Origin of the sequence: Pseudoalteromonas sp. CO342X, from assembly GCF_004208915.1 — a bacterium.
Lineage (GTDB): Bacteria > Pseudomonadota > Gammaproteobacteria > Enterobacterales > Alteromonadaceae > Pseudoalteromonas > Pseudoalteromonas maricaloris.
Genome location: NZ_SGPH01000035.1, coordinates 31839 through 50937 on the forward strand (window position 1 = coordinate 31839; position 19099 = coordinate 50937).

Consider the following 19099-nt stretch of genomic DNA (forward strand, 5'->3'; position numbering starts at 1 on the left):
TAAAACTACCAAAATTATTGTTGCGCATCGTGATTTAGCGCAAAAAATTGTCATCTAGTTTGCTTTAATTTAAGCTAACTCATCGAAATTAAAAGCCTTATTGCTTAATGCCCGTCATTCATCTATTGCTTTGCTCTGTGACCATTTTTTTTGTGCTCTATGCACCGCAGCCGCTGCTGGCTGAGTTTGCAGAGCAATTTAGTGTGTCAGCGTCTGATGCGGGCATGCTGATGTCAGCGACTATGCTACCTTTAGCTATCGCGCCAATCTGCTACGGATTATTGCTGGCAAAGTCCAATCCTTTGCGGATCTTAAAATGGACAATGCTACTATTGGCGCTAAGTAGTTTGGCTTTCGCTTCAATGACTTCATTCTCGGGCTTGTTGCTTACACGACTAGTTCAAGGACTGTTACTCCCTGCTGCACTCACTGCCATGACGGGTTATATCGGCCAACAATTTAGTGGCTCGCAGTTGAAAAGAAACATGAGCTTGTACATCGGAAGTACCATAGCCGGAGGTTATTTTGGCCGTACGCTTGCAGCCAACTTTACTGTCTGGTTTGAGTGGCAAAGTTTCTATTACCTAAACGCATTGTTATTGATTGTGCTGGCATTTAGCATTCGGGCCAGCAAGAACAAACCACCAATAATTCACGCGACAAGGATCAGGGACTACCTGGCACCACTCAAGCAATCACGCCTAGTGAGATTATACAGCTCTGTATTTTGTATGTTTTTCTGCTTCGCGGGACTACTTAACTTTTTACCTTTTATACTCAAGTACGACTTTAATTTAACCGATCCCAGCAAAGTGGGCTGGGTCTATACAGGCTATTTAGTTGGTGCTTTAGGGTCTATCGTTACACCTTGGCTACAAAGTAAATTTCATTCTACTTGGCGATTTTTAGCTGTGATGTTCTTCATCTATGCTACAACCATTGCGCTATTACCCGTGGCGTCTGTGTTCTTTTTTGTGGTCTTATTTACGCTATTCTGCGCCTGTATGTTTGTGATCCATTCAACCGCTGCGCCATTAGCCAACAGTATTAGTCAGGCACCTGCAACCGTCACTAATGGCGCTTATGTTTCATTTTATTATTCCGGAGGCGTGCTGGGATCTTATCTTCCGGGTTTGATTTATGAGCAAGCTGGTATCACTTGGTTTTGTGCGTCACTTTTTACCGTCTGTACAGTCGGCTTAGCTCTGAGTTTGAGAAACACAGTCAACCCAGTGAGGTGAGTGCCCAGTGACTTGCCAAAAGCGTTTCAAATCTTCGAGCGTTAACACCCAAGTTTTAGTATTCACTAGAGGGTGACACTGCCATAAATGCGCAGATTGCAGTTCACTATCAAGCCATAATTCGACTTGTTGCTCACTGTCGTTATGCAATGTGAGTGCTGATACACAGCCTTGTTCCACTCCTAAATACTTTGCTAGCCTGTCCGTCGATGCAAAACCTAAACGCGACACCCCTTGAGATTTAGACAGTGCTTTTAGGTCGACTTGCTTATCTGCAGGAATAATAAAAAGAAAGTGTCGCTTTCCATAGTTATCTCGGAGGAAAAGATTTTTCAGTCGCGTCCCTTTTCTCGCTAACTTCAAGTTGTCAGCATCTAGACAAGTATGTAACGGTGGATGCTCATAATTGAGATAGTTGATATCTAGCTGAGCGAGCCGCTCTGCAAGTGCACTTGGATTGTTTCTGATCACAAACACTTACCTCGTAACTGAACGCTACGCTGTCGCCAGTATACATCGGTAATTTTATGACCTGCATTACAATAGTCCGCCTCAATCAAAGCCGGTTTTAACAAGGCGACGGCTTGCTCTTCTAGCTTGAGTTTTAGAGAGGGGGAATCTTCAATACGCTCAAACTCGGCAAAGCGTTTTAGTTCTCTCCTTGATATTGGCTTACTTGCATCCAGCTCCATTCGAGGTGTTGCTTTTACCGTTACAATGAAAGCAAATTCTTTATCACCAGTTGGCGAAAGACGCTTATGAAGAGATTGCTTTTCGATAATAAGTTCAGGCTCATCAGGCTTTGATGCACAACTCGCTAGCAGCCCAATAATGAGAATAGAAAAGATATGACGCAGAACCATAATTCGCTTAATTCGTTTTATTTTCAGTTCAGTGTAACAAAGACTATAAAAAAATAGCGAAATTTTTTGTCTGGGGTTGACGGGAATATAAAAAATGATTAAATTTCGCTTCGTCCACTGACGGAATGTGGGGCTATAGCTCAGCTGGGAGAGCGCCTGCCTTGCACGCAGGAGGTCAGCAGTTCGATCCTGCTTAGCTCCACCACTTTCCGCACTTCTTACTTCTTACTTCTTACTTCTTACTTCTTACAACATTAACACCTTAAATCGAGAAGAAAAAAGCCCAAGTCTTTCGACCCGAGCTTTGCAGTTACTTATGTCATTCTGTGTATACCACTGAGTATGATTCTTCGATCTACTCAAGCAGCATCTGTTCATTATTCTCTGATTTGGCCTTCACCATTTACTAAAAACTTTTCGGTTGTTAGCGACTCCAAGCCCATAGGTCCGTATGCGTGCAATTTGGTGGTAGCAATACCAATCTCGGCACCTAAACCTAACGCTGAACCATCACTAAAGCGTGAAGAGGCGTTAACCATCACGACGGAAGCATCAACACCACGTTGGAACAAATCAGCAGCTGCTTTGTCCTCCGTACAGATAACTTCGGTATGGTGACTACCAAAGCGATCAATATGTGCAAGCGCTGCATTAAAATCAGCAACCTGACGAACCGCTATTTCAAGGCTCAAGTATTCTTCGCCAAACTCGTCATCACTCAATTCAACTGCATTATCAAAATAAGCTACGGTTTGCTTACACGCATTAATTTTCACGCCTCTTTCTGCTAATGCTGCTGCAACTTTCGGTAAAAAAGTCGGGGCGATATCTTGATGAACGATTAACCCTTCAAGCGCATTGCATACACCAGTACGCTGCGTTTTACCGTTTAACAGAAGCGCCATTGCTTTATCGAGATCGGCCGCTTTATCTATATATAAGTGACACACGCCTTTAAAATGCTGGATCACTGGCACCGTACTATTCTCAGTAACGAAATTGATTAGACCCTCACCGCCACGTGGGATGATAAGGTCGATATATTCTTTTTGCTGCATCAGCTCCATTAACAACGCGCGGTCTGGATCCGGAATAACAGAAACCAATGCGGCAGGTAGATTATGTTTTTCGAGCGCCTTATGCATCGCTTTTGCGATCTCTAAAGAACTCGCTAACGCTTCTTTACCACCACGCAAAATAACACCATTACCTGATTTAAAACACAGCGCACCGGCGTCAGCGGTGACATTGGGGCGCGCCTCATAAATCATGCAGACAACACCAAGTGGCACTCGCATTTTGCTGATTTTAATGCCATTTGGTCTTACACCCATGTCTCTACGTGCACCCACTGGATCGTCCAGTTGAATGATGGTCTCAATGCCCTCAGCCATGCTTTCAATCCGCGCTTGGTTAAGCGTTAATCTATCTATCATGGCGTCGCTAAGCTGGTTATCACGAGCAGCAGCTAAGTCAGCTTCATTGGCTTTAATAATGGCATCGCTGTTATCACGGATCCCTTTTGCCATATCTGCTAACACTGCATTTTTTTGCTCTGTAGATAATAGTGCTAACTGTTTCGCTGCTTTTGCAGCCTGTGATGAAATATCTGTGATTAAACTCATGTCTTATGACTTCTCCAATAATGCAATATCTTGTTCTGAAATAACGGGTCCGATACTATCTTGAATTCTTTCGCTGATCGGGTTCTCTTCATGTTCAGTTAAAAAGTTTAATAGGCAGCTACTGTAATTGGTGGTTGCTTTGGCTAAGCGCTTACCGTCTTTGCTCCTCACGAGTACGGTATCTCCAACAGAAAACTCACCTTTTACTTCAGTGATTTCATCGCCACTTAACTGACCGACCACTTGATTTTCGCCTGAGCCATAATCGCTATCTACGACTAGCTCACCTTGCTCTGATGCCGTGTGAGTCATCCAATGCACCGCTTCTTGCATCGGTTTATCATAGGCTGTAAATACCGTGCCTGGATTTTTTCCCGTCAACAATAATTCAAAGGTTGTTTCTTCGAAGCCGTTAACAATATAGGTATCTATACCGTGAGACGTCGCCTTTTCAGCAGCTTCAATTTTGGTCTTCATACCACCTGTGCCAACCTTGCTCGTTGGACAACCTGCCATATCGTAGATTTCTTCAGTGATCTCTGTCACCTCTGAGATCAGCTCTGCATCTGCGTGTAAATTAGGGTTTTTGTTATATAAACCACTGACATCGGAGCAAATAATTAGCCCATCGGCATCTGCAGCCCCCGCAACCATGGCAGATAAATTATCGTTATCACCCACCTTCAAATCGTCTGTGGTCACGGTGTCATTTTCATTGATAATAGGCAGTATTCCATGATCGAGTAAAGTGAATATTGTTTCACGAATACTGGTGTAGCGCTCTCTATCACGTAGGTCACCGTGAGTCAGCAATATCTGCGCCGACGGGAAGTCGAAGAAGCGGTCCCACGTAGCCATCATCTCGGTTTGGCCAGCTGCCGCCATCGCCTTTTTCACCGCAATGCTAGGCTGCTCTGAGTTTGGAAATAAGTGCGCCCCTGCTGCGACTGAACCTGAAGAGACGAGGATCACTTCGATACCTCGGGCTCGACAACGCACGATGAATTGCGCGATGCTGAGTAAATAGCGGGATCGACACCCATCTTGCTCTGGCGCGATCAACGCACTTCCGATCTTGATTACTATACGTTTTGACTGTTTCATCGACATAAATTCCTGCATTAAATTAACCACCCACTCACGAGTTGGTACTCCAAATATCTCCTATTAGAAGACAACAGAAAGCGCAATGCATCGACCAAAAAGTCGGCAAATAGATAAAACAGACAGACGTGCGACGGCGAAGACCTTAGTCCCATCATGTCGCCACACATGCTAAACCCAGACACAGCAACAATCGTTAACTGGCTGACATTTCACTAATAGAAGATTGATTGTGACATCAAGTACTTAACCCTTGACGTCGAGCCGTTTCCAACAGGGCCACCATGGTTTGGTGCGGCCGGAAAGGCTGTACCGCAATGAATAATTGCGTAATGAGTAGATTGTGAATGACGGCGCGATTTACTCCACGCCTTGAACGCTTATTACCTTAACGTAAGCTCGGGTAAGATTGCAACCCTATCCCATGTTAATTATTTATGACCACCATAAATCAATTTTATAATACCTTATTTTCAGTAATTTATTCACTTTACCCTCATTCGCGCTGTGTTATAACAGGATGCTAGCTATACTGATAAAAATGTTGGGATAATCCAACCGGGGAGAATCTATGTCAGCAATCTACATTGCAGGTATTGCAGTATGTTCTGTAATAGCACAATGGCTTGCTTGGGCCTTTAAGGTTCCTGCAATTTTGTTTTTACTTCTTATTGGTCTTGCTTTGGGGCCATTTAGTGGCACGCTGGATCCAGATGCCTTACTCGGGGATTTACTCTTTCCCGTCGTCTCACTTTCCGTTGCCGTTATCCTTTTTGAAGGTTCACTAACCCTGCATTTTAAAGAACTCAAAGGAATTGGTAAGGTCGTACGAAACCTTTGTTCTATCGGGATGTTAGCAACCTTTGCGGTGATAGCAACGACCGCAATTTTCGTGCTGGAGCTTAACTGGCAAGTTGCCGCCGTTTTGGGCGCAGTACTTGTCGTGACCGGTCCAACGGTTATTGCCCCGATGCTGAACGCCATGCGCCCAGACAAAGACATAGATCGTATTTTACGTTGGGAAGGTATAGTCATAGACCCAATCGGTGCACTCTTTGCGGTACTCGTATTTGAAGCCGTCTCTTTAGTTGGTGGCGAAGGTATCTTTAGTCACACCTTGTGGGCGCTCGTATCAACGCTTGGTGTTGGGATAAGTATTGGTGTCGCATCAGGTTACCTAACCACTTACCTAATAAGAAAAGAGTGGCTTCCTTTCGAGCTTCACAAATTCGCCATTTTAGCGCTGGTGTTGTTTAGCTTTACGCTATCTAATCATCTGAGCCATGAGTCGGGTTTACTGGCCGTGACTATCTTTGGTATTTGGCTCGCTAACCAAGATGACTTGGAAATAGACTCAGTGTTAGAGTTTAAAGAAGATCTCTCAATGATCCTGATTTCGAGCTTATTTATCTTACTCGCGGCACGACTCAAGTTAGAAGATTTAATGCTGTTAGACACCGACGTCTTTATTTTTCTAGCTGTAGTATTATTTATTGCTCGACCACTGTCGATATTCTTATCGACGTTCAATACTGACTTACCGATAAAGTCTCGTATTCTGTTAAGCTGGATAGCTCCTCGAGGCATTGTTGCTGCAGCGGTAGGCTCAGTTTTTGCGTTAAGTATGACCAAATCACAGATAGCAGATGCGGATAAAATGGTGCCGCTTATTTTCACCGTCATCATTGTCACCGTGGTACTACAAAGCCTAACGGCAACGCCTTTCGCACGTCTTTTAGGAGTACGTCAACCAAAGCCCAATACCTTACTTATCATTGGTGCAAACCATGTAGCTAGAGCGGTGGCTAAAGGCTTAAAAGACCAAAATATTGATGTTTATCTCTCCGATCCCGCATGGGAAAACTGCAAGATGGCGAGAATGGACGGACTGCCTTGTTACTATGGTAACCCACAGTCGGAGCATGCAGAGCGTTACCTCCCGTTGACCAGCTTAAAGTCAGTGCTAGCGCTTTCACCTAACCGTCACCACAACGCTTTGGGTGTACAGTACTTTTCTCACTTACTTGGCGATCAATGTGTTTATTCGCTCAAATCATCCACTAACCACGCTAAGGCGAACAAAGATAGCGCCACTTTCCTTTCTCGCCAAATCTTATTTGGCGACGAAGGTAATTACGCCAAGCTAAGTAGCATGATGGCTAAGGGCGGTAAAGTGAGCGTAACGCGGATCTCAGAAGAGTTTAAATGGGAACAGTATAAAGAGGTTAACAGTGAAGCAATCCCACTGTTTGTACTCACAGAGCAGAACAAAGATGAGGAACCCATCTTGATCCGCCCGTTTACCTCTGACATGAAAAAGCTTCCAGAAGAAGGCGACCGCGTGTTGGCATTGCAGCCGCCTAAGTTAACGGTGCTTAAAGATCCAAATGCAAATAAAGAAGGCCAAATTGGTGCAAAGCTTAGCAGCCAACAAATTACTTAACCTGAGATTTGGATAAGAAATAAGCTAGCTTTACCGGCTTTATTTAGAAACAAGCAAAGCGGCGTCACTTACGCCGCTTTTACTTTCCATTCATAATCTGCTGAAAGTAAAACCTATTGATCCAACGGAGTTAACCTGAGCCTCAGGTTATATAACCTAAACTCGGGATAAGAAGTAAGTTAATCCACTAAAATCACTAAGCTCAAAAGCGTAGTATCACTCTAGCCAGAAGTTATTTCTTAATACAAGGCAAATTTGTGCGTCAATAGCTGGCCTATTGCAAGCAAATTTAACGCAGTAGTAAGGAATAGCAGCTGCTAGAGAACAAGTTGTTATCCCGAATTCAGGTTATATAGGCAATCTCGCGCGCTTGACCACGCTATCAGGCATTTTATTTGCCAATTGCCCTAGTGCTACCTGAATCCGCTTATGTAGCTTTTTATCTGCAACTGCGGAATGGAACAACCATCGGTAGGCGTCTTCATAATCTCTAGGGCTACCATGACCTTGATTAAACACATCTACGAGTCTTAATTGAGCGTTTAAGTTGCCAAGCGCAGCGGCTTCTCTCAGATAGGTTACCGCCATCGCTTTATCTTCTTGCACCAACTGGCCAACATCATAGTAACGACCTAATTGTTCAAGCGCCGCGGCAAGGCCCTGCTCTGCTGCCCTTTTCATATAATAAAGGCCGAGCTCAACATCTCTGTCTACACACACGGCATAAGCTAACATGTCACCATAAAGAAACTGATACGAAGGCAGCGCCATGATCTCAGCACGCGCTTCAATATCTTTAACCAGCTGGCACTCATCCGCTTTAACCCGAGCAAGGTGTTGATTTTTTTCAATGAGCGCTAGTAGCTCTTGCTGCGTATACAAAGGCACAGCTTCGATAGCCTCTTCGGCAGATACTTTGCTCTGTATACTGAGACTTAAGGAAACACTCAATGCTGAAGCTGCAAAATAACGAAGTAAGTAATTCATCGAAGACCCATCAAAGTAAAGCTGATTGTTTAACTATAGCAGGCTACAGAGGCAAATTACTTGCTCTGCAGCAACATCGACACTCAAATTTGATTAAGCATTATTTACGCCAAAGCGAAGTCTAATTTCATCATCTGAGCAAAAATTCACTTACTTATCGGCAGGAAGACAAAAACTTGTAGGGTAATAGACACAAAAAAAGCTGCCGTAGCAGCTTTTTTCTTTATCAATCGACAGCAGGATTATTCAGCAAAAGGGTTGCGAACAATCATTGTCTCAACGCGGTCTGGGCCTGTTGAAATGATATCAATTGGCACGCCAGTGATTTCTTCTAGGCGCTTGATATAGTTGATAGCGGCTTCTGGAAGCTGCTCAACAGAAGTTGCACCAAAGGTGTTTTCGCTCCAACCAGGCATTTCTTCGTATACTGGAGTCACTTTCTCATAGCCTTCAGCAGCAAGAGGAGTCACATTAGTCACAGTGCCGTCTTCTAATTGGTAACCAGTACAGATTTTCACTTTTTCTAAACCATCAAGTACGTCTAGTTTAGTTAAGCAGAAACCACTGATGCTGTTGATTTGAACTGCACGGCGCATTGCCACTGCATCAAACCAACCGGTACGACGTAAACGACCAGTTGTTGCGCCAAACTCGTTACCTTTCTCGCCTAAGTGTCTGCCAACTGGGTCTTGCTTATCTTGACCATCGTAAAGCTCTGTAGGGAAAGGACCTGAACCAACACGAGTTGTGTAAGCTTTAACAATACCTAAAACGTAATCTAAGTGTAGCGGACCAAAACCTGCACCAGTCGCAACACCACCGGCTGTAGTGTTTGATGAGGTTACGTACGGGTAAGTACCGTGGTCAATATCAAGTAATGTACCTTGCGCACCTTCAAATAGAATATGGTCGCCAGCATTACGCGCTTGATCAAGTAGTTCAGTAACGTCAACAATCATTGACTTAAGTACTTTTGCTACTTCCATTGCATCATCGTATGTCTTCTGGAAGTCTACTGGGTCTACTTTGTAGTAGTTAACCAAGGCGAAGTTGTGGAACTCTAATACTTCTTTAAGCTTCGCAGCAAATTGCTCTGGGTTGAAAAGATCGCCAACACGTAAACCACGACGTGCAACCTTATCTTCGTATGCAGGACCGATACCACGGCCAGTTGTACCAATGGCTTTTTCACCACGCGCTAGTTCACGCGCTTGGTCTAGTGCAACGTGGTAAGGCAAGATCAAAGGACATGCTTCGCTGATCAATAGACGCTCACGTACAGGAACGCCACGCGCTTCAAGCATGTGGATTTCTTTCATTAGTGCATCTGGTGCAAGTACTACACCATTACCAATTACACATTTAACGTCTTCGCGTAGTACACCTGATGGGATCAAGTGTAGTACCGTTTTCTCACCGTTAATTACTAGTGTATGGCCAGCATTGTGTCCGCCTTGGTAGCGAACAACTAAAGAAGCCTTATCTGTAAGTAGGTCAACTACTTTACCTTTACCTTCGTCACCCCATTGGGTGCCTAATACAACGACGTTTTTACCCATTGCAAATTCACTTAGAAAAAATTAGGCGCAGATTTTACCAGAAAACCATAGTCGAAATCACCCCAATTTGCCTAATTTTTCTGCTTTCAATAAGATTGATGATGTAAAGCATCAAGGCAAGTTACATAACTTGTTGAAAAGGTGGATTAATAGCTGAAAATCAAACAACGTATTTTATTTTTATATCAAAATAGCTGTATTGTTCGGATTAATCGATAACTATCTCTTTGTTATCAAAAGTAAACTTTTATAAAACGTAAAAAGCCCAAAGGTTAACCTTTGGGCTTTTTAAAATATAGCTCAAGCTTGCTGGCGAGCAGTTAAGCTTGGGTGACTAGCCTATAGCTCTAAATCGTCTTCAACTTCAGCAAGGCCTTTATCTTCTCCCTCTTCAGGCATAATAACCGCTTGCGCTAGGAGCATTTCTCTCAACTTGCCTTCAATTTCGTTGGCAATCTCAACATTTTCTTTTAAGAACTTAATCGAGTTTGCTTTACCCTGGCCAATCTTATTGCCGTTGTAGCTAAACCAAGCACCCGCTTTATCAACCAGTTTGTGTTTCACACCTAAATCTATCAACTCACCTTGTTTCGACGTACCTTCACCGTACATGATGATGAACTCAGCTTGCTTAAATGGTGGTGCTACTTTGTTTTTCACAACCTTAACGCGAGTTTCGTTACCAACAACCTCATCACCTTCTTTCACTGAACCGATACGACGAATATCAAGACGTACAGATGCATAGAATTTAAGTGCGTTACCACCAGTTGTGGTTTCAGGGTTGCCAAACATTACACCAATCTTCATACGAATTTGGTTGATGAAAATACATAATGTATTCGAGCGTTTGATATTAGCTGTAAGCTTACGCAATGCTTGTGACATGAGTCGAGCCTGCAAGCCAACGTGTGAGTCACCCATATCGCCTTCGATTTCAGCTTTAGGGGTAAGTGCTGCTACCGAGTCAATAACAACCAAATCAACCGCACCAGAACGAACTAACATGTCACAAATTTCAAGCGCTTGTTCACCGGTGTCAGGCTGTGATACTAATAGCTCATCAACATTAACGCCTAGCTTTTCAGCATAGATTGGATCGAGTGCGTGTTCAGCATCAACGAACGCACATGTTTTACCAAGCTTCTGCGCTTCTGCAATCGCTTGTAATGTTAGCGTTGTTTTACCTGATGATTCTGGACCATAGATTTCAACAATACGACCAGTTGGTAAGCCGCCGATACCAAGTGCAATATCCAGACCTAGTGAACCAGTTGAGATGGCTTCAATATCTAGCGCCTTGTTCTCACCCAGTTTCATGATTGAGCCTTTACCAAACTGACGCTCAATTTGTGATAGTGCTGCGTCTAATGCCTTTTGCTTGTTATCGTTCATTTGCTTCTCCAATTCAGCGTAATGACACCTAGTATACTGTATGAAATTACAGTATCAAGTAGAATTTTATGATTTTACCATTGCTATAGTATTTTTTAATGCAAATTCAATAGCTTGAACTCTTATTTCGGCCCTACTTCCAGTAAATAGTTGGTGAAATACCTGAACTTTGTCACTATTTGCAATAGCAAACCATACAGTACCTACTGGCTTATCAGCACTGCCCCCAGTTGGTCCTGCGATACCGGACACAGCAATGGCAACTTCAGCATGGGCTGCCTGCTGAGCGCCTTTGACCATTTCCAAAACCGTTTGCTCGCTCACTGCACCAAATTGCGTTAGCGTTTGTTGTGATACTCCCAATAATTCATGCTTAGCTTGATTACTGTATGTCACAAAACAACGTTCTATATATGCAGAGCTCCCCGGCGTATCTGTTAACGCATAACTCACCCCACCACCCGTACATGACTCTGCGGTAGTGATTGTTACGCCGTTATTCGTTAGAATAGCGCCCAATTGTGCCGCATATTCGGCTATCTCTTTGTAGTGCTCCATAGGAAAACCTTTTAGGTATCAACAATGTCGTCAGATCTATATTCAGAACACACTATAAACCAACAAACCCCAATGATGCAGCAATACCTGCGAATTAAAGCTCAGCATCAAGAAATCTTGCTGTTCTATCGCATGGGCGACTTTTATGAACTCTTCTTTGACGATGCCATCAGAGCGGCGCAGCTTCTTGATATTTCTCAAACCTATCGGGGCAAAGCCGGTGGCAATCCAATTCCAATGGCGGGTGTTCCCTATCATGCAGTTGAAAACTACTTAGCTCGCTTGGTACAACTGGGTGAATCTGTTGCTATTTGTGAGCAAGTTGGCGACCCCGCGACCAGTAAAGGTCCTGTAGAACGTAAAGTTGTGCGTATTGTTACTCCAGGTACCGTCACCGACGAAGCACTATTGCAAGAACGCCAAGATAATTTACTTGCGGCGGTCTACCAACATCCAAAAAACTTAGGTTATGGCATTGCCTATCTTGATATTAACTCGGGCCGATTTAATATCGTAGAGCTACAGACTGACGAAGCACTTAACTCTACGCTACAGCGCTTGCAGCCCGCAGAATTGTTATATCCAGAATCATTTCAGAACCTTTTAGTGCTAGAAAGTATTAAAGGCAGTCGTCGCCGCCCGGATTGGGAGTTCGATTTAGACACAGCAAAGCATTTACTTTGTCAGCAGTTTGAAACCCGCGATTTAGTCGGTTTTGGTGTCGACAATGCCAATATGGGTTTAATCGCTGCGGGTTGTGTCATGCAATACGTGAAAGACACGCAGCGCACGGCATTACCTCATATTCGTGCGATCACGCTCGAAAAGAATGAGCACGCAGTGATCTTAGATGCCGCAACACGCAAAAACTTAGAGCTAACACTGAATCTCTCTGGCGGTGTTGAAAACACCTTAGCGCAGATTTTAGATAAGTCTTCAACGGCTATGGGTTCGCGCTTACTAAAACGCCGTATTCATACGCCCGTGCGCGAACGCAAAGAGCTCAATGCTCGACTCAATGCGATTGCGAGCCTTATCGAACAACAACTATGCATGGAAGTTTACGATGCACTAAAACACATTGGCGATATTGAACGAGTTGTAGCACGGTTAGCGTTGTTTACCGCTCGTCCGCGTGATCTAACGCGTTTAAGAAGTGCATTACAAGCGTTACCGCCATTGCATGATATTTTACAAGATGCGACGGATGCGAGACTTCAGTCTATCATTAGCCACTCACCGGCATTACCTAAGTTACAAGATTTGTTAGAACGAGCGGTTATCGACAATCCCCCTGTTCTCATTCGTGATGGTGGAGTGATAGCACAGGGTTACAATGCAGAGCTTGACGAGCTACGCGCATTAAGCGCAGGTGCCACGGATGTTTTAGAAAAACTTGAAGAAAGAGAGCGCGAACGCACAGGGATCTCGACATTAAAAATTGGCTATAACCGCGTTCACGGATTTTATATTGAGATCAGCCGCGCCAATTCGCACTTAGTGCCTGCAGAATACATTCGCAGACAAACACTGAAAAATAACGAACGCTATATTATTCCTGAGCTAAAAGAGCATGAAGACAAAGTGCTTGGAAGCCAATCGAAAGCACTAGCACTTGAAAAGCGCCTATATGAAGAGCTATTTGAACTCATCGCTCCTTATATTGAACAATTGCAAGTCATGGCAGCAGCACTTGCCGATTTGGACGTATTAAACACCTTAGCTGAACGTGCTCAGACACTAGACTATTGCAAGCCCACGCTTACCGAGGGCACTGAAATTGATTTAGTGGATGGTCGCCACCCAGTCGTAGAACAAGTAAGTAAAGAACCATTCATTGCCAACCCAGTAAAACTCAACGATGAACGTAAAATGCTCATTATTACTGGACCAAATATGGGTGGTAAATCGACCTATATGCGTCAAACCGCGTTAATCGTGTTGATGGCGCATATTGGCAGCTATGTACCGGCAAGCGCGGCCACCATCGGTATTGTCGATCGTATTTTTACTCGCATTGGTGCCAGTGATGATCTTGCCTCTGGGCGCTCAACCTTTATGGTTGAAATGACCGAAACTGCAACCATTTTAAACAATGCAACCGCCCAGTCGTTAGTGCTGATGGACGAAATTGGTCGCGGGACAAGCACCTATGACGGTTTATCACTCGCTTATGCGACAGCGGATTATCTCGCCAGCAAAATTGCAGCAAAAACACTGTTTGCAACTCATTATTTTGAGTTAACCGAATTGGCTGAGCAGCAAGCCGGCCTTGTTAATGTGCATTTGGATGCCGTTGAACATAACGATACCATTGCCTTCAAACACACCGTGATGGAAGGGGCTGCAAGTAAGAGTTTTGGTTTACAGGTAGCAAGTCTTGCCGGCGTGCCAAAAGCGGTGATTAAGTTGGCAAAACAGAAACTCGCTTTGTTAGAGCAACATCAGAGCGTCGTTGGCGATAAGCCTGTTCATGTAGCTGCGCCTGTACAGCAGAGCTTAATGCTTGCCAATGAGCCTTCTGAGGTTGAAGCGCTACTTGCAGATATGGATCCCGATGATATGACACCAAAGCAAGCTCATGCTTTGCTATATCAACTTAAGTCTATGCTGTAGAAAGTAAAAAAGCGGCTAAAAGCCGCTTTTTTAATGTTCTCTCACAATTAGAACTTGTGATTATATTGAAGACCAAAGATCATCGCATGGCCTTTAGAGCGATAGCCCCACTCACTGAATCTGTCAGCTTCAGTGAAAGTTTGTGTTTTACCTCTTAAAACACTGATCCCGAAATCTACAGTTGCTTGGTTAGCAAGTGTATACTCCGCACCAAATGAGTACCAAGTACGGTCTGTATCAGGAATTGAGATAGACAGATGGTTTTCATCCGCTGGTGATTCATCATACGCCATACCTGCACGTAGTTTCACTGCATTACTAAGCTGATAGTCAGCACCAACTGCAAAACGTAATGAATTAGAGAAATTCTCTTCTTTAGTGAATACTGAACCTGCGTTACCAACTACAGCTTCAAGTTCATCAAAACTATTCCAGCCAGTCCAAAGTACGCTGTAGTGTAGTGAGGTTTCTTGGTTTAGTTTATGAGAACCTGAGATCTCAGCAATCGCAGGTAACGTTACATCTACTGAACCTGGTAGTGACGCGCCATTCAAGCCGCCAATCGCTGCTGGTAAGTCGTTGCTAAAGTGGCCATCAAATGTGATATCTGTTTCACTACGGTAATGGAAGCCGATTAGGTTGTTTTCATCAATTTGATAAGCAACGCCTAGGTTCCAACCAAAGCCATAATCGTCACCTTCTAAATGTACCGCTTGAGTACTTGCTGGCAAACCTGTCGTTGTCGCGCCAAGGTTACGGACGATTTTAGCATCGGCATAAACTTCATTAATACCAAACGCTACGCTCCATTGCTCATCAATTTGGTAAGCAGCTGAAATGCCTAAGTTAACGGTCTTAATTTCAGTTTCACCCGCGATTTGGCCAGCAACATAATCCTTATCGAATTCTGTAGATAGGCCGAACTGTGAATAGATACCTGCACCAATCGACCATTGGTCATTATATTTGTGTGTTGCATAAATAGCAGGAATAATAGCACTTGGTGCGATGCTGTTGTCATTTAACGCAGATGCAGGGATACCATTGCTAGTACCTGTTCCCGTCAGGCTTACGTCCGGTTGAACATACATAGCTGCTACTGATAATTGCGTGCCTGATAGCTTACCCATCAATGCTGGGTTACGTGCAACCACTGACGCATCGTCGGCTGCAGATGCTTCACCCGCATAAGCACGACCAAGGCCAGATACGTTTTGTTCCGCAAGTTGGAAGGCGGCAGCTAGTGCTTGTGATGACGATAAAATCGCACCTGATGCGATAAGACCTAATAATACTTTGTTCATACTCTAATCCCCTGTGAACTAACCATTTCCTGAGTAATGGTTAAAAAAACCAATTCGAGTAACACTGCGTAGCCTCACTTTGACCTTGCTCACCTAGCCAATATCCAGCTATGCCACACACCCACCAAATTGGCAGAATAATAAATTCATGACACCCTACCTAAAAGTGGAGTAGAAATCTCCTTTTTTGCGACTTTTCGTTGATTAAGTGAACATATAACGAACAAATTACGCACTTTATAAACTCATCGGATGAGATAAATTATCAAATGATAATAATTACCAATATCATTGACGTACCTTCATCCCTTATATACACTCTTCAATCTGAGTATGAGTCATTCTGTGTGCTAATCGTGCCAAGGAGAACAACATGTCGATAGCATTAATCGTTTGCGCATTGGTATTTTGCGGTCTCAGCGTATATTGCCTGTGCAAAGCAAACTACTGTGCCTGTCGCCACGCAGGAGAGTGTGATAATCCGGTCAGTCAATACTGGCTAGGTGCAATTGTCGCAGCGCTGCTATCACTGCTGCTAAGCTGTGCGGCGTTACATTCGGAAAAGGGAACATTACTGTGGATATTAATGATGGCAAGCTGTATGACTGGCGCAATGCTCTCTGCTAGATGGCAAAATCTCAAAAGACGCTGTAAAAACGCTTTCTTCCCAGTCGCGCAATCCAAGCCTTAAATCAATAATTGATCTCTTAGCAATCGTGAGAGGTTAATTTGATAATCAAGCGGCCTGACACTTGCAATCACTTTGATGTCTGACTCGCTTAAATCCAAATCTTTTGCCGTAACATGGTGGAGATGTTTGGTATTGTAAAACACTCGTACAAGAGGCGCCGTGGGTGCATGTTTATTGCCTTCGAGTACCAATCCTAATCGCTCGTTGGTCAGTTTAACAATAGTTCCTACGGGGTGAACCCCCATACACTTAATAAAACGTTGCACTAAAATAGGGTCAAATTGCTTTTTACTCGACAGCAAAAAGCGTAACGCATTAATAGGCTCATCAGCCTCTTTGTGGTGCTGATCTGAGGTTATGGCGTCGTATACATCCACAATCGCCATCATTCTTGCCGCGGTGCTGAGTGCGTCGTCTTTAATCCCTCTGGGATAGCCTGTACCATCTAAGCGTTCATGATGGTTGATGATCATGTCCAGCATGATTGGCGTGATCCCAGACTCTCCTTTGCTCAACCCCAACGACTGCGCCACATGTTTTTTGACCGCACGATACTCAAGATCGGTAAAATTGCCCGGCTTATTGATCAGCCCCTGCGGTAACTTAGCGTGACCAATGTCATGCAACATCGCCCCCATGGCTAACTGTTCAATAATGTGATGTTGCAAGCCAAGGTGTTTGGCAAATACGGTGATCAGAATGGCGCAGTTGGTCATATGACGCCAATTGTAGGCATCTTTGTCTTTGATCCGAGTTAAAATCGCCATCGCATTTGAATTGCGCAGTACCGAATCGACGATGTCTTTACTTACCTCGTTGATGAGGCTCATATCGACCTTCAAACCCGACGTTACATCTCCATAGAGGCTTTGGATCTGACGGTTATTCTTTTCAAACTTTTGCATCGCAACCGCAAATTCTTGCTGCAAAGTTTGTTCTTTACTCACCGTTTTGGCTTTGGATTTTGGCTTGCTGCGAGCGGTGGAAAGACTGCCATCCATGCCATTTTTGGCGGCTGGTTCTTCAGGGGTTTGTGGTGCTTCAGTGACCGGTTCAGCTGGCTGCTGATATTTCTGTGGTACAGGAATATCGCTCTGCGTAAAGTCGATGGTGAGCTCCAGTACCCCTTTATCAATCAGTTTTTGAATGATGGCTTCATCTCTGACCATTCCCCGAGATTTGATCTTAATGCCCGCGTCAGACTTATGCTTGTGAACATTATCCACAAACATTCCTGGTCTAAGATCTTCAATGGGGAGGACAATCTGCATGAATCGCTTACACTACGTAGTTAGCCAATGAATATTAATACCATTGAATGAGGTGAAACACCATCTATTCAGATTAAATTCACACAAAGGTATGGTGAAATTACAACCACTCAGAAACGCTTGTTATACCAATTTGCTTAATTAAGTGATCTATTTTTAGGTGTTTGTGAGGTGTTGTAGGAGGGGAAACCCAACACCGTATACATGCTGGGTTTTATACAGTTGCTATTCTTGGAAATAAGTTCCCCAGCCGTCGTATTCAACGCCAGCGTCTAGTGCAACCTTTTCTAACTTGTCTACGTCTTCCATGATAACGTCGGTATCCAGTTCGGCTTCTACTACAACATCAAAGCCCCAAATTTTACCGCCGTCTTCGAGCTCAAGCTCTGCTGGTTCTTCAACATCATAGCCCAATTTAAATGCCGCTAATGCTGCTGCTTCCAGCTTGTCAAAATCCTCGCTTACAAAGTGATGTTCTACTTCATAAAGTGTTTCAGGGTTTGAACCGTCTTCTAGCAATGAAGAAACGATGTCTTCACTTATCTCACGCCAGTTTTCCATTATTTTAATCTCGCTTTTGCATCTAGTTCAGCTATTCTTTGAGCCATTTTAGCATGGATCTGAGCAGCGTGATCCCTTGCTGGCACTTCTGAGTCTAAATATTCTGGCTCTAGTATATCGATATAGACCTTACCATTATTCCAACGATTGAGCTTTATCTGCTCATGTGTTGAACTCATACATACTGGGATAATAGGCACATTGGCGCTCATTGCAGTATGAAATGCCCCGGTTTTAAATGGCAACAAACCGCGACCATAGCTTCTGGTTCCTTCAGGGAACATCCAAACCGATAGTTTTGACTCGGTGATTTTTTTTGCTGATTTGGTCAGTGTTCCCAAGGCTTTAGAACGATTAGCTCTATCAATCAAAATGTTGCCAGATAGCCAATACATTTGTCCAAAAAACGGGATCCACTTTAAGCTTTTTTTCCCCATGCTGACGGTGTTTTTTGGCACCACGGCCGGCAGCGTAAAGAGATCATAATTATTTTGGTGATTTGCAACATACATCGCAGGAACAACATGCTTGGCATTTGCATGCTGCGTAATAACCAATTCAACGCCTATCAACTTTGACATATAGCCATACCATTTGGCTATCGTGTGCACATTGTTGGCATGAAAAGGACGCACAATGCACAATAACAATCCGCAAATACCACTAACAATGATAAACACTGCTAATAAGAGAATTCGTATAATGGCAATCAATTTAACCACTCCAGAATTAAAATCTCGCGCATTATAGTAAAATAAGCGAACACTTGTAAGCTCAAAATGATGATAGTTTTGAGATTGCCAGAGGAGTCTCTAGGTATGAGAGTTAAGATGCTGATCTGTTTATAGAAAATAAAAATGCCGCTGAGTAGCGGCATTTGA

Annotated in this window: 16 protein-coding genes and 1 tRNA gene; 5 read left to right on the plus strand and 12 right to left on the minus strand. The window is 43.8% G+C overall.

Annotated features, from left to right (window positions below; translation table 11 throughout):
• Positions 1-107 precede the first annotated feature (107 nt).
• A complete protein-coding gene (locus tag EXT47_RS15525; RefSeq protein ID WP_130127008.1) occupies positions 108-1241 on the plus strand; it encodes an MFS transporter in 1134 nt (377 codons plus the stop codon).
• Here EXT47_RS15525 and EXT47_RS15530 read toward each other — a convergent pair.
• Both EXT47_RS15530 and EXT47_RS15535 read right to left on the minus strand, forming a co-directional pair.
• Positions 1200-1712 (minus strand): prolyl-tRNA synthetase associated domain-containing protein, encoded by a 513-nt coding sequence (locus EXT47_RS15530; protein WP_130127009.1) that lies wholly within the window; start codon positions 1710-1712, stop codon positions 1200-1202. The two genes, EXT47_RS15525 and EXT47_RS15530, sit on opposite strands and share 42 nt — an antisense overlap.
• Positions 1709-2104 carry a hypothetical protein gene (locus EXT47_RS15535; protein ID WP_130127010.1) on the minus strand — a complete coding sequence of 132 codons (396 nt, stop codon included), beginning with the start codon at positions 2102-2104 and terminating at the stop codon, positions 1709-1711. The genes EXT47_RS15530 and EXT47_RS15535 overlap by 4 nt, the downstream gene beginning before the upstream one ends.
• 129 nt (positions 2105-2233) lie before the next feature.
• Here EXT47_RS15535 and EXT47_RS15540 point away from each other — a divergent pair.
• Positions 2234-2309: transfer RNA gene (locus tag EXT47_RS15540), tRNA-Ala, on the plus strand.
• 172 nt (positions 2310-2481) lie between these two features.
• On the opposite strand, the gene EXT47_RS15545 is transcribed toward EXT47_RS15540, so the two are convergent.
• Both EXT47_RS15545 and proB read right to left on the minus strand, forming a co-directional pair.
• Entirely contained in the window at positions 2482-3729 is a 1248-nt protein-coding gene (locus EXT47_RS15545; protein ID WP_039493024.1) for a glutamate-5-semialdehyde dehydrogenase, read from the minus strand.
• 3 nt (positions 3730-3732) lie between these two features.
• On the minus strand, positions 3733-4833 hold the full coding sequence (gene proB, locus EXT47_RS15550) for a glutamate 5-kinase (RefSeq protein ID WP_130127011.1): 1101 nt from the start codon (positions 4831-4833) through the stop codon (positions 3733-3735).
• Positions 4834-5404: 571 nt separating this feature from the next.
• On the opposite strand from proB, the gene EXT47_RS15555 reads away from it, so the two are divergent.
• On the plus strand, positions 5405-7276 hold the full coding sequence (locus EXT47_RS15555; RefSeq protein ID WP_010607207.1) for a sodium:proton antiporter: 1872 nt from the start codon (positions 5405-5407) through the stop codon (positions 7274-7276).
• A 348-nt stretch (positions 7277-7624) separates the two neighbouring features.
• On the opposite strand, the gene EXT47_RS15560 is transcribed toward EXT47_RS15555, so the two are convergent.
• The 4 genes from EXT47_RS15560 to EXT47_RS15575 all read right to left on the minus strand — a co-directional run bounded on the left by EXT47_RS15560 (position 7625) and on the right by EXT47_RS15575 (position 11775).
• Positions 7625-8263 carry a tetratricopeptide repeat protein gene (locus tag EXT47_RS15560; RefSeq protein ID WP_010378945.1) on the minus strand — a complete coding sequence of 213 codons (639 nt, stop codon included), beginning with the start codon at positions 8261-8263 and terminating at the stop codon, positions 7625-7627.
• Between the two features lie 242 nt (positions 8264-8505).
• Positions 8506-9822 carry an adenylosuccinate synthase gene (locus EXT47_RS15565; protein WP_010378944.1) on the minus strand — a complete coding sequence of 439 codons (1317 nt, stop codon included), beginning with the start codon at positions 9820-9822 and terminating at the stop codon, positions 8506-8508.
• A gap of 339 nt (positions 9823-10161) precedes the next feature.
• Entirely contained in the window at positions 10162-11217 is a 1056-nt protein-coding gene (gene recA / locus EXT47_RS15570; protein ID WP_017218478.1) for a recombinase RecA, read from the minus strand.
• Positions 11218-11283: 66 nt separating this feature from the next.
• Positions 11284-11775 carry a CinA family protein gene (locus EXT47_RS15575; RefSeq protein ID WP_130127012.1) on the minus strand — a complete coding sequence of 164 codons (492 nt, stop codon included), beginning with the start codon at positions 11773-11775 and terminating at the stop codon, positions 11284-11286.
• A 24-nt stretch (positions 11776-11799) separates the two neighbouring features.
• Between EXT47_RS15575 and mutS the strand changes: the two genes are divergently transcribed.
• On the plus strand, positions 11800-14391 hold the full coding sequence (mutS, locus tag EXT47_RS15580) for a DNA mismatch repair protein MutS (protein ID WP_130127013.1): 2592 nt from the start codon (positions 11800-11802) through the stop codon (positions 14389-14391).
• Positions 14392-14438: 47 nt separating this feature from the next.
• On the opposite strand, the gene EXT47_RS15585 is transcribed toward mutS, so the two are convergent.
• Positions 14439-15695, minus strand: a complete 1257-nt coding sequence (locus tag EXT47_RS15585) for an outer membrane protein transport protein (RefSeq protein WP_039493017.1) — start codon at positions 15693-15695, stop codon at positions 14439-14441.
• Between the two features lie 373 nt (positions 15696-16068).
• Here EXT47_RS15585 and EXT47_RS15590 point away from each other — a divergent pair, with 373 nt between their 5' ends.
• Positions 16069-16386 carry a hypothetical protein gene (locus EXT47_RS15590; RefSeq protein ID WP_010374094.1) on the plus strand — a complete coding sequence of 106 codons (318 nt, stop codon included), beginning with the start codon at positions 16069-16071 and terminating at the stop codon, positions 16384-16386.
• On the opposite strand, the gene EXT47_RS15595 is transcribed toward EXT47_RS15590, so the two are convergent.
• The 3 genes from EXT47_RS15595 to EXT47_RS15605 all read right to left on the minus strand — a co-directional run bounded on the left by EXT47_RS15595 (position 16383) and on the right by EXT47_RS15605 (position 18931).
• Complete coding sequence (locus tag EXT47_RS15595; protein ID WP_039493015.1) at positions 16383-17657, minus strand: HD-GYP domain-containing protein; 1275 nt, start codon at positions 17655-17657, stop codon at positions 16383-16385. The two genes, EXT47_RS15590 and EXT47_RS15595, sit on opposite strands and share 4 nt — an antisense overlap.
• A 225-nt stretch (positions 17658-17882) precedes the next feature.
• On the minus strand, positions 17883-18218 hold the full coding sequence (gene rraB, locus EXT47_RS15600; RefSeq protein WP_010374098.1) for a ribonuclease E inhibitor RraB: 336 nt from the start codon (positions 18216-18218) through the stop codon (positions 17883-17885).
• Positions 18218-18931 carry a 1-acylglycerol-3-phosphate O-acyltransferase gene (locus EXT47_RS15605; RefSeq protein ID WP_188249513.1) on the minus strand — a complete coding sequence of 238 codons (714 nt, stop codon included), beginning with the start codon at positions 18929-18931 and terminating at the stop codon, positions 18218-18220. The genes rraB and EXT47_RS15605 overlap by 1 nt, the downstream gene beginning before the upstream one ends.
• Positions 18932-19099 lie beyond the last annotated feature (168 nt).

Coding starts and splice junctions, on each gene's coding strand:
- EXT47_RS15525 (WP_130127008.1), top strand. CDS start 108: ATGCCCGTCATTCATCTATTGCTTTGCTCTGTGACCATTTTTTTTGTG.
- EXT47_RS15535 (WP_130127010.1), bottom strand. CDS start 2,104: ATGGTTCTGCGTCATATCTTTTCTATTCTCATTATTGGGCTGCTAGCG.
- EXT47_RS15545 (WP_039493024.1), bottom strand. CDS start 3,729: ATGAGTTTAATCACAGATATTTCATCACAGGCTGCAAAAGCAGCGAAA.
- proB (WP_130127011.1), bottom strand. CDS start 4,833: ATGAAACAGTCAAAACGTATAGTAATCAAGATCGGAAGTGCGTTGATC.
- EXT47_RS15555 (WP_010607207.1), top strand. CDS start 5,405: ATGTCAGCAATCTACATTGCAGGTATTGCAGTATGTTCTGTAATAGCA.
- EXT47_RS15560 (WP_010378945.1), bottom strand. CDS start 8,263: ATGAATTACTTACTTCGTTATTTTGCAGCTTCAGCATTGAGTGTTTCC.
- EXT47_RS15565 (WP_010378944.1), bottom strand. CDS start 9,822: ATGGGTAAAAACGTCGTTGTATTAGGCACCCAATGGGGTGACGAAGGT.
- recA (WP_017218478.1), bottom strand. CDS start 11,217: ATGAACGATAACAAGCAAAAGGCATTAGACGCAGCACTATCACAAATT.
- EXT47_RS15575 (WP_130127012.1), bottom strand. CDS start 11,775: ATGGAGCACTACAAAGAGATAGCCGAATATGCGGCACAATTGGGCGCT.
- mutS (WP_130127013.1), top strand. CDS start 11,800: ATGTCGTCAGATCTATATTCAGAACACACTATAAACCAACAAACCCCA.
- EXT47_RS15585 (WP_039493017.1), bottom strand. CDS start 15,695: ATGAACAAAGTATTATTAGGTCTTATCGCATCAGGTGCGATTTTATCG.
- EXT47_RS15590 (WP_010374094.1), top strand. CDS start 16,069: ATGTCGATAGCATTAATCGTTTGCGCATTGGTATTTTGCGGTCTCAGC.
- EXT47_RS15595 (WP_039493015.1), bottom strand. CDS start 17,657: ATGCAGATTGTCCTCCCCATTGAAGATCTTAGACCAGGAATGTTTGTG.
- rraB (WP_010374098.1), bottom strand. CDS start 18,218: ATGGAAAACTGGCGTGAGATAAGTGAAGACATCGTTTCTTCATTGCTA.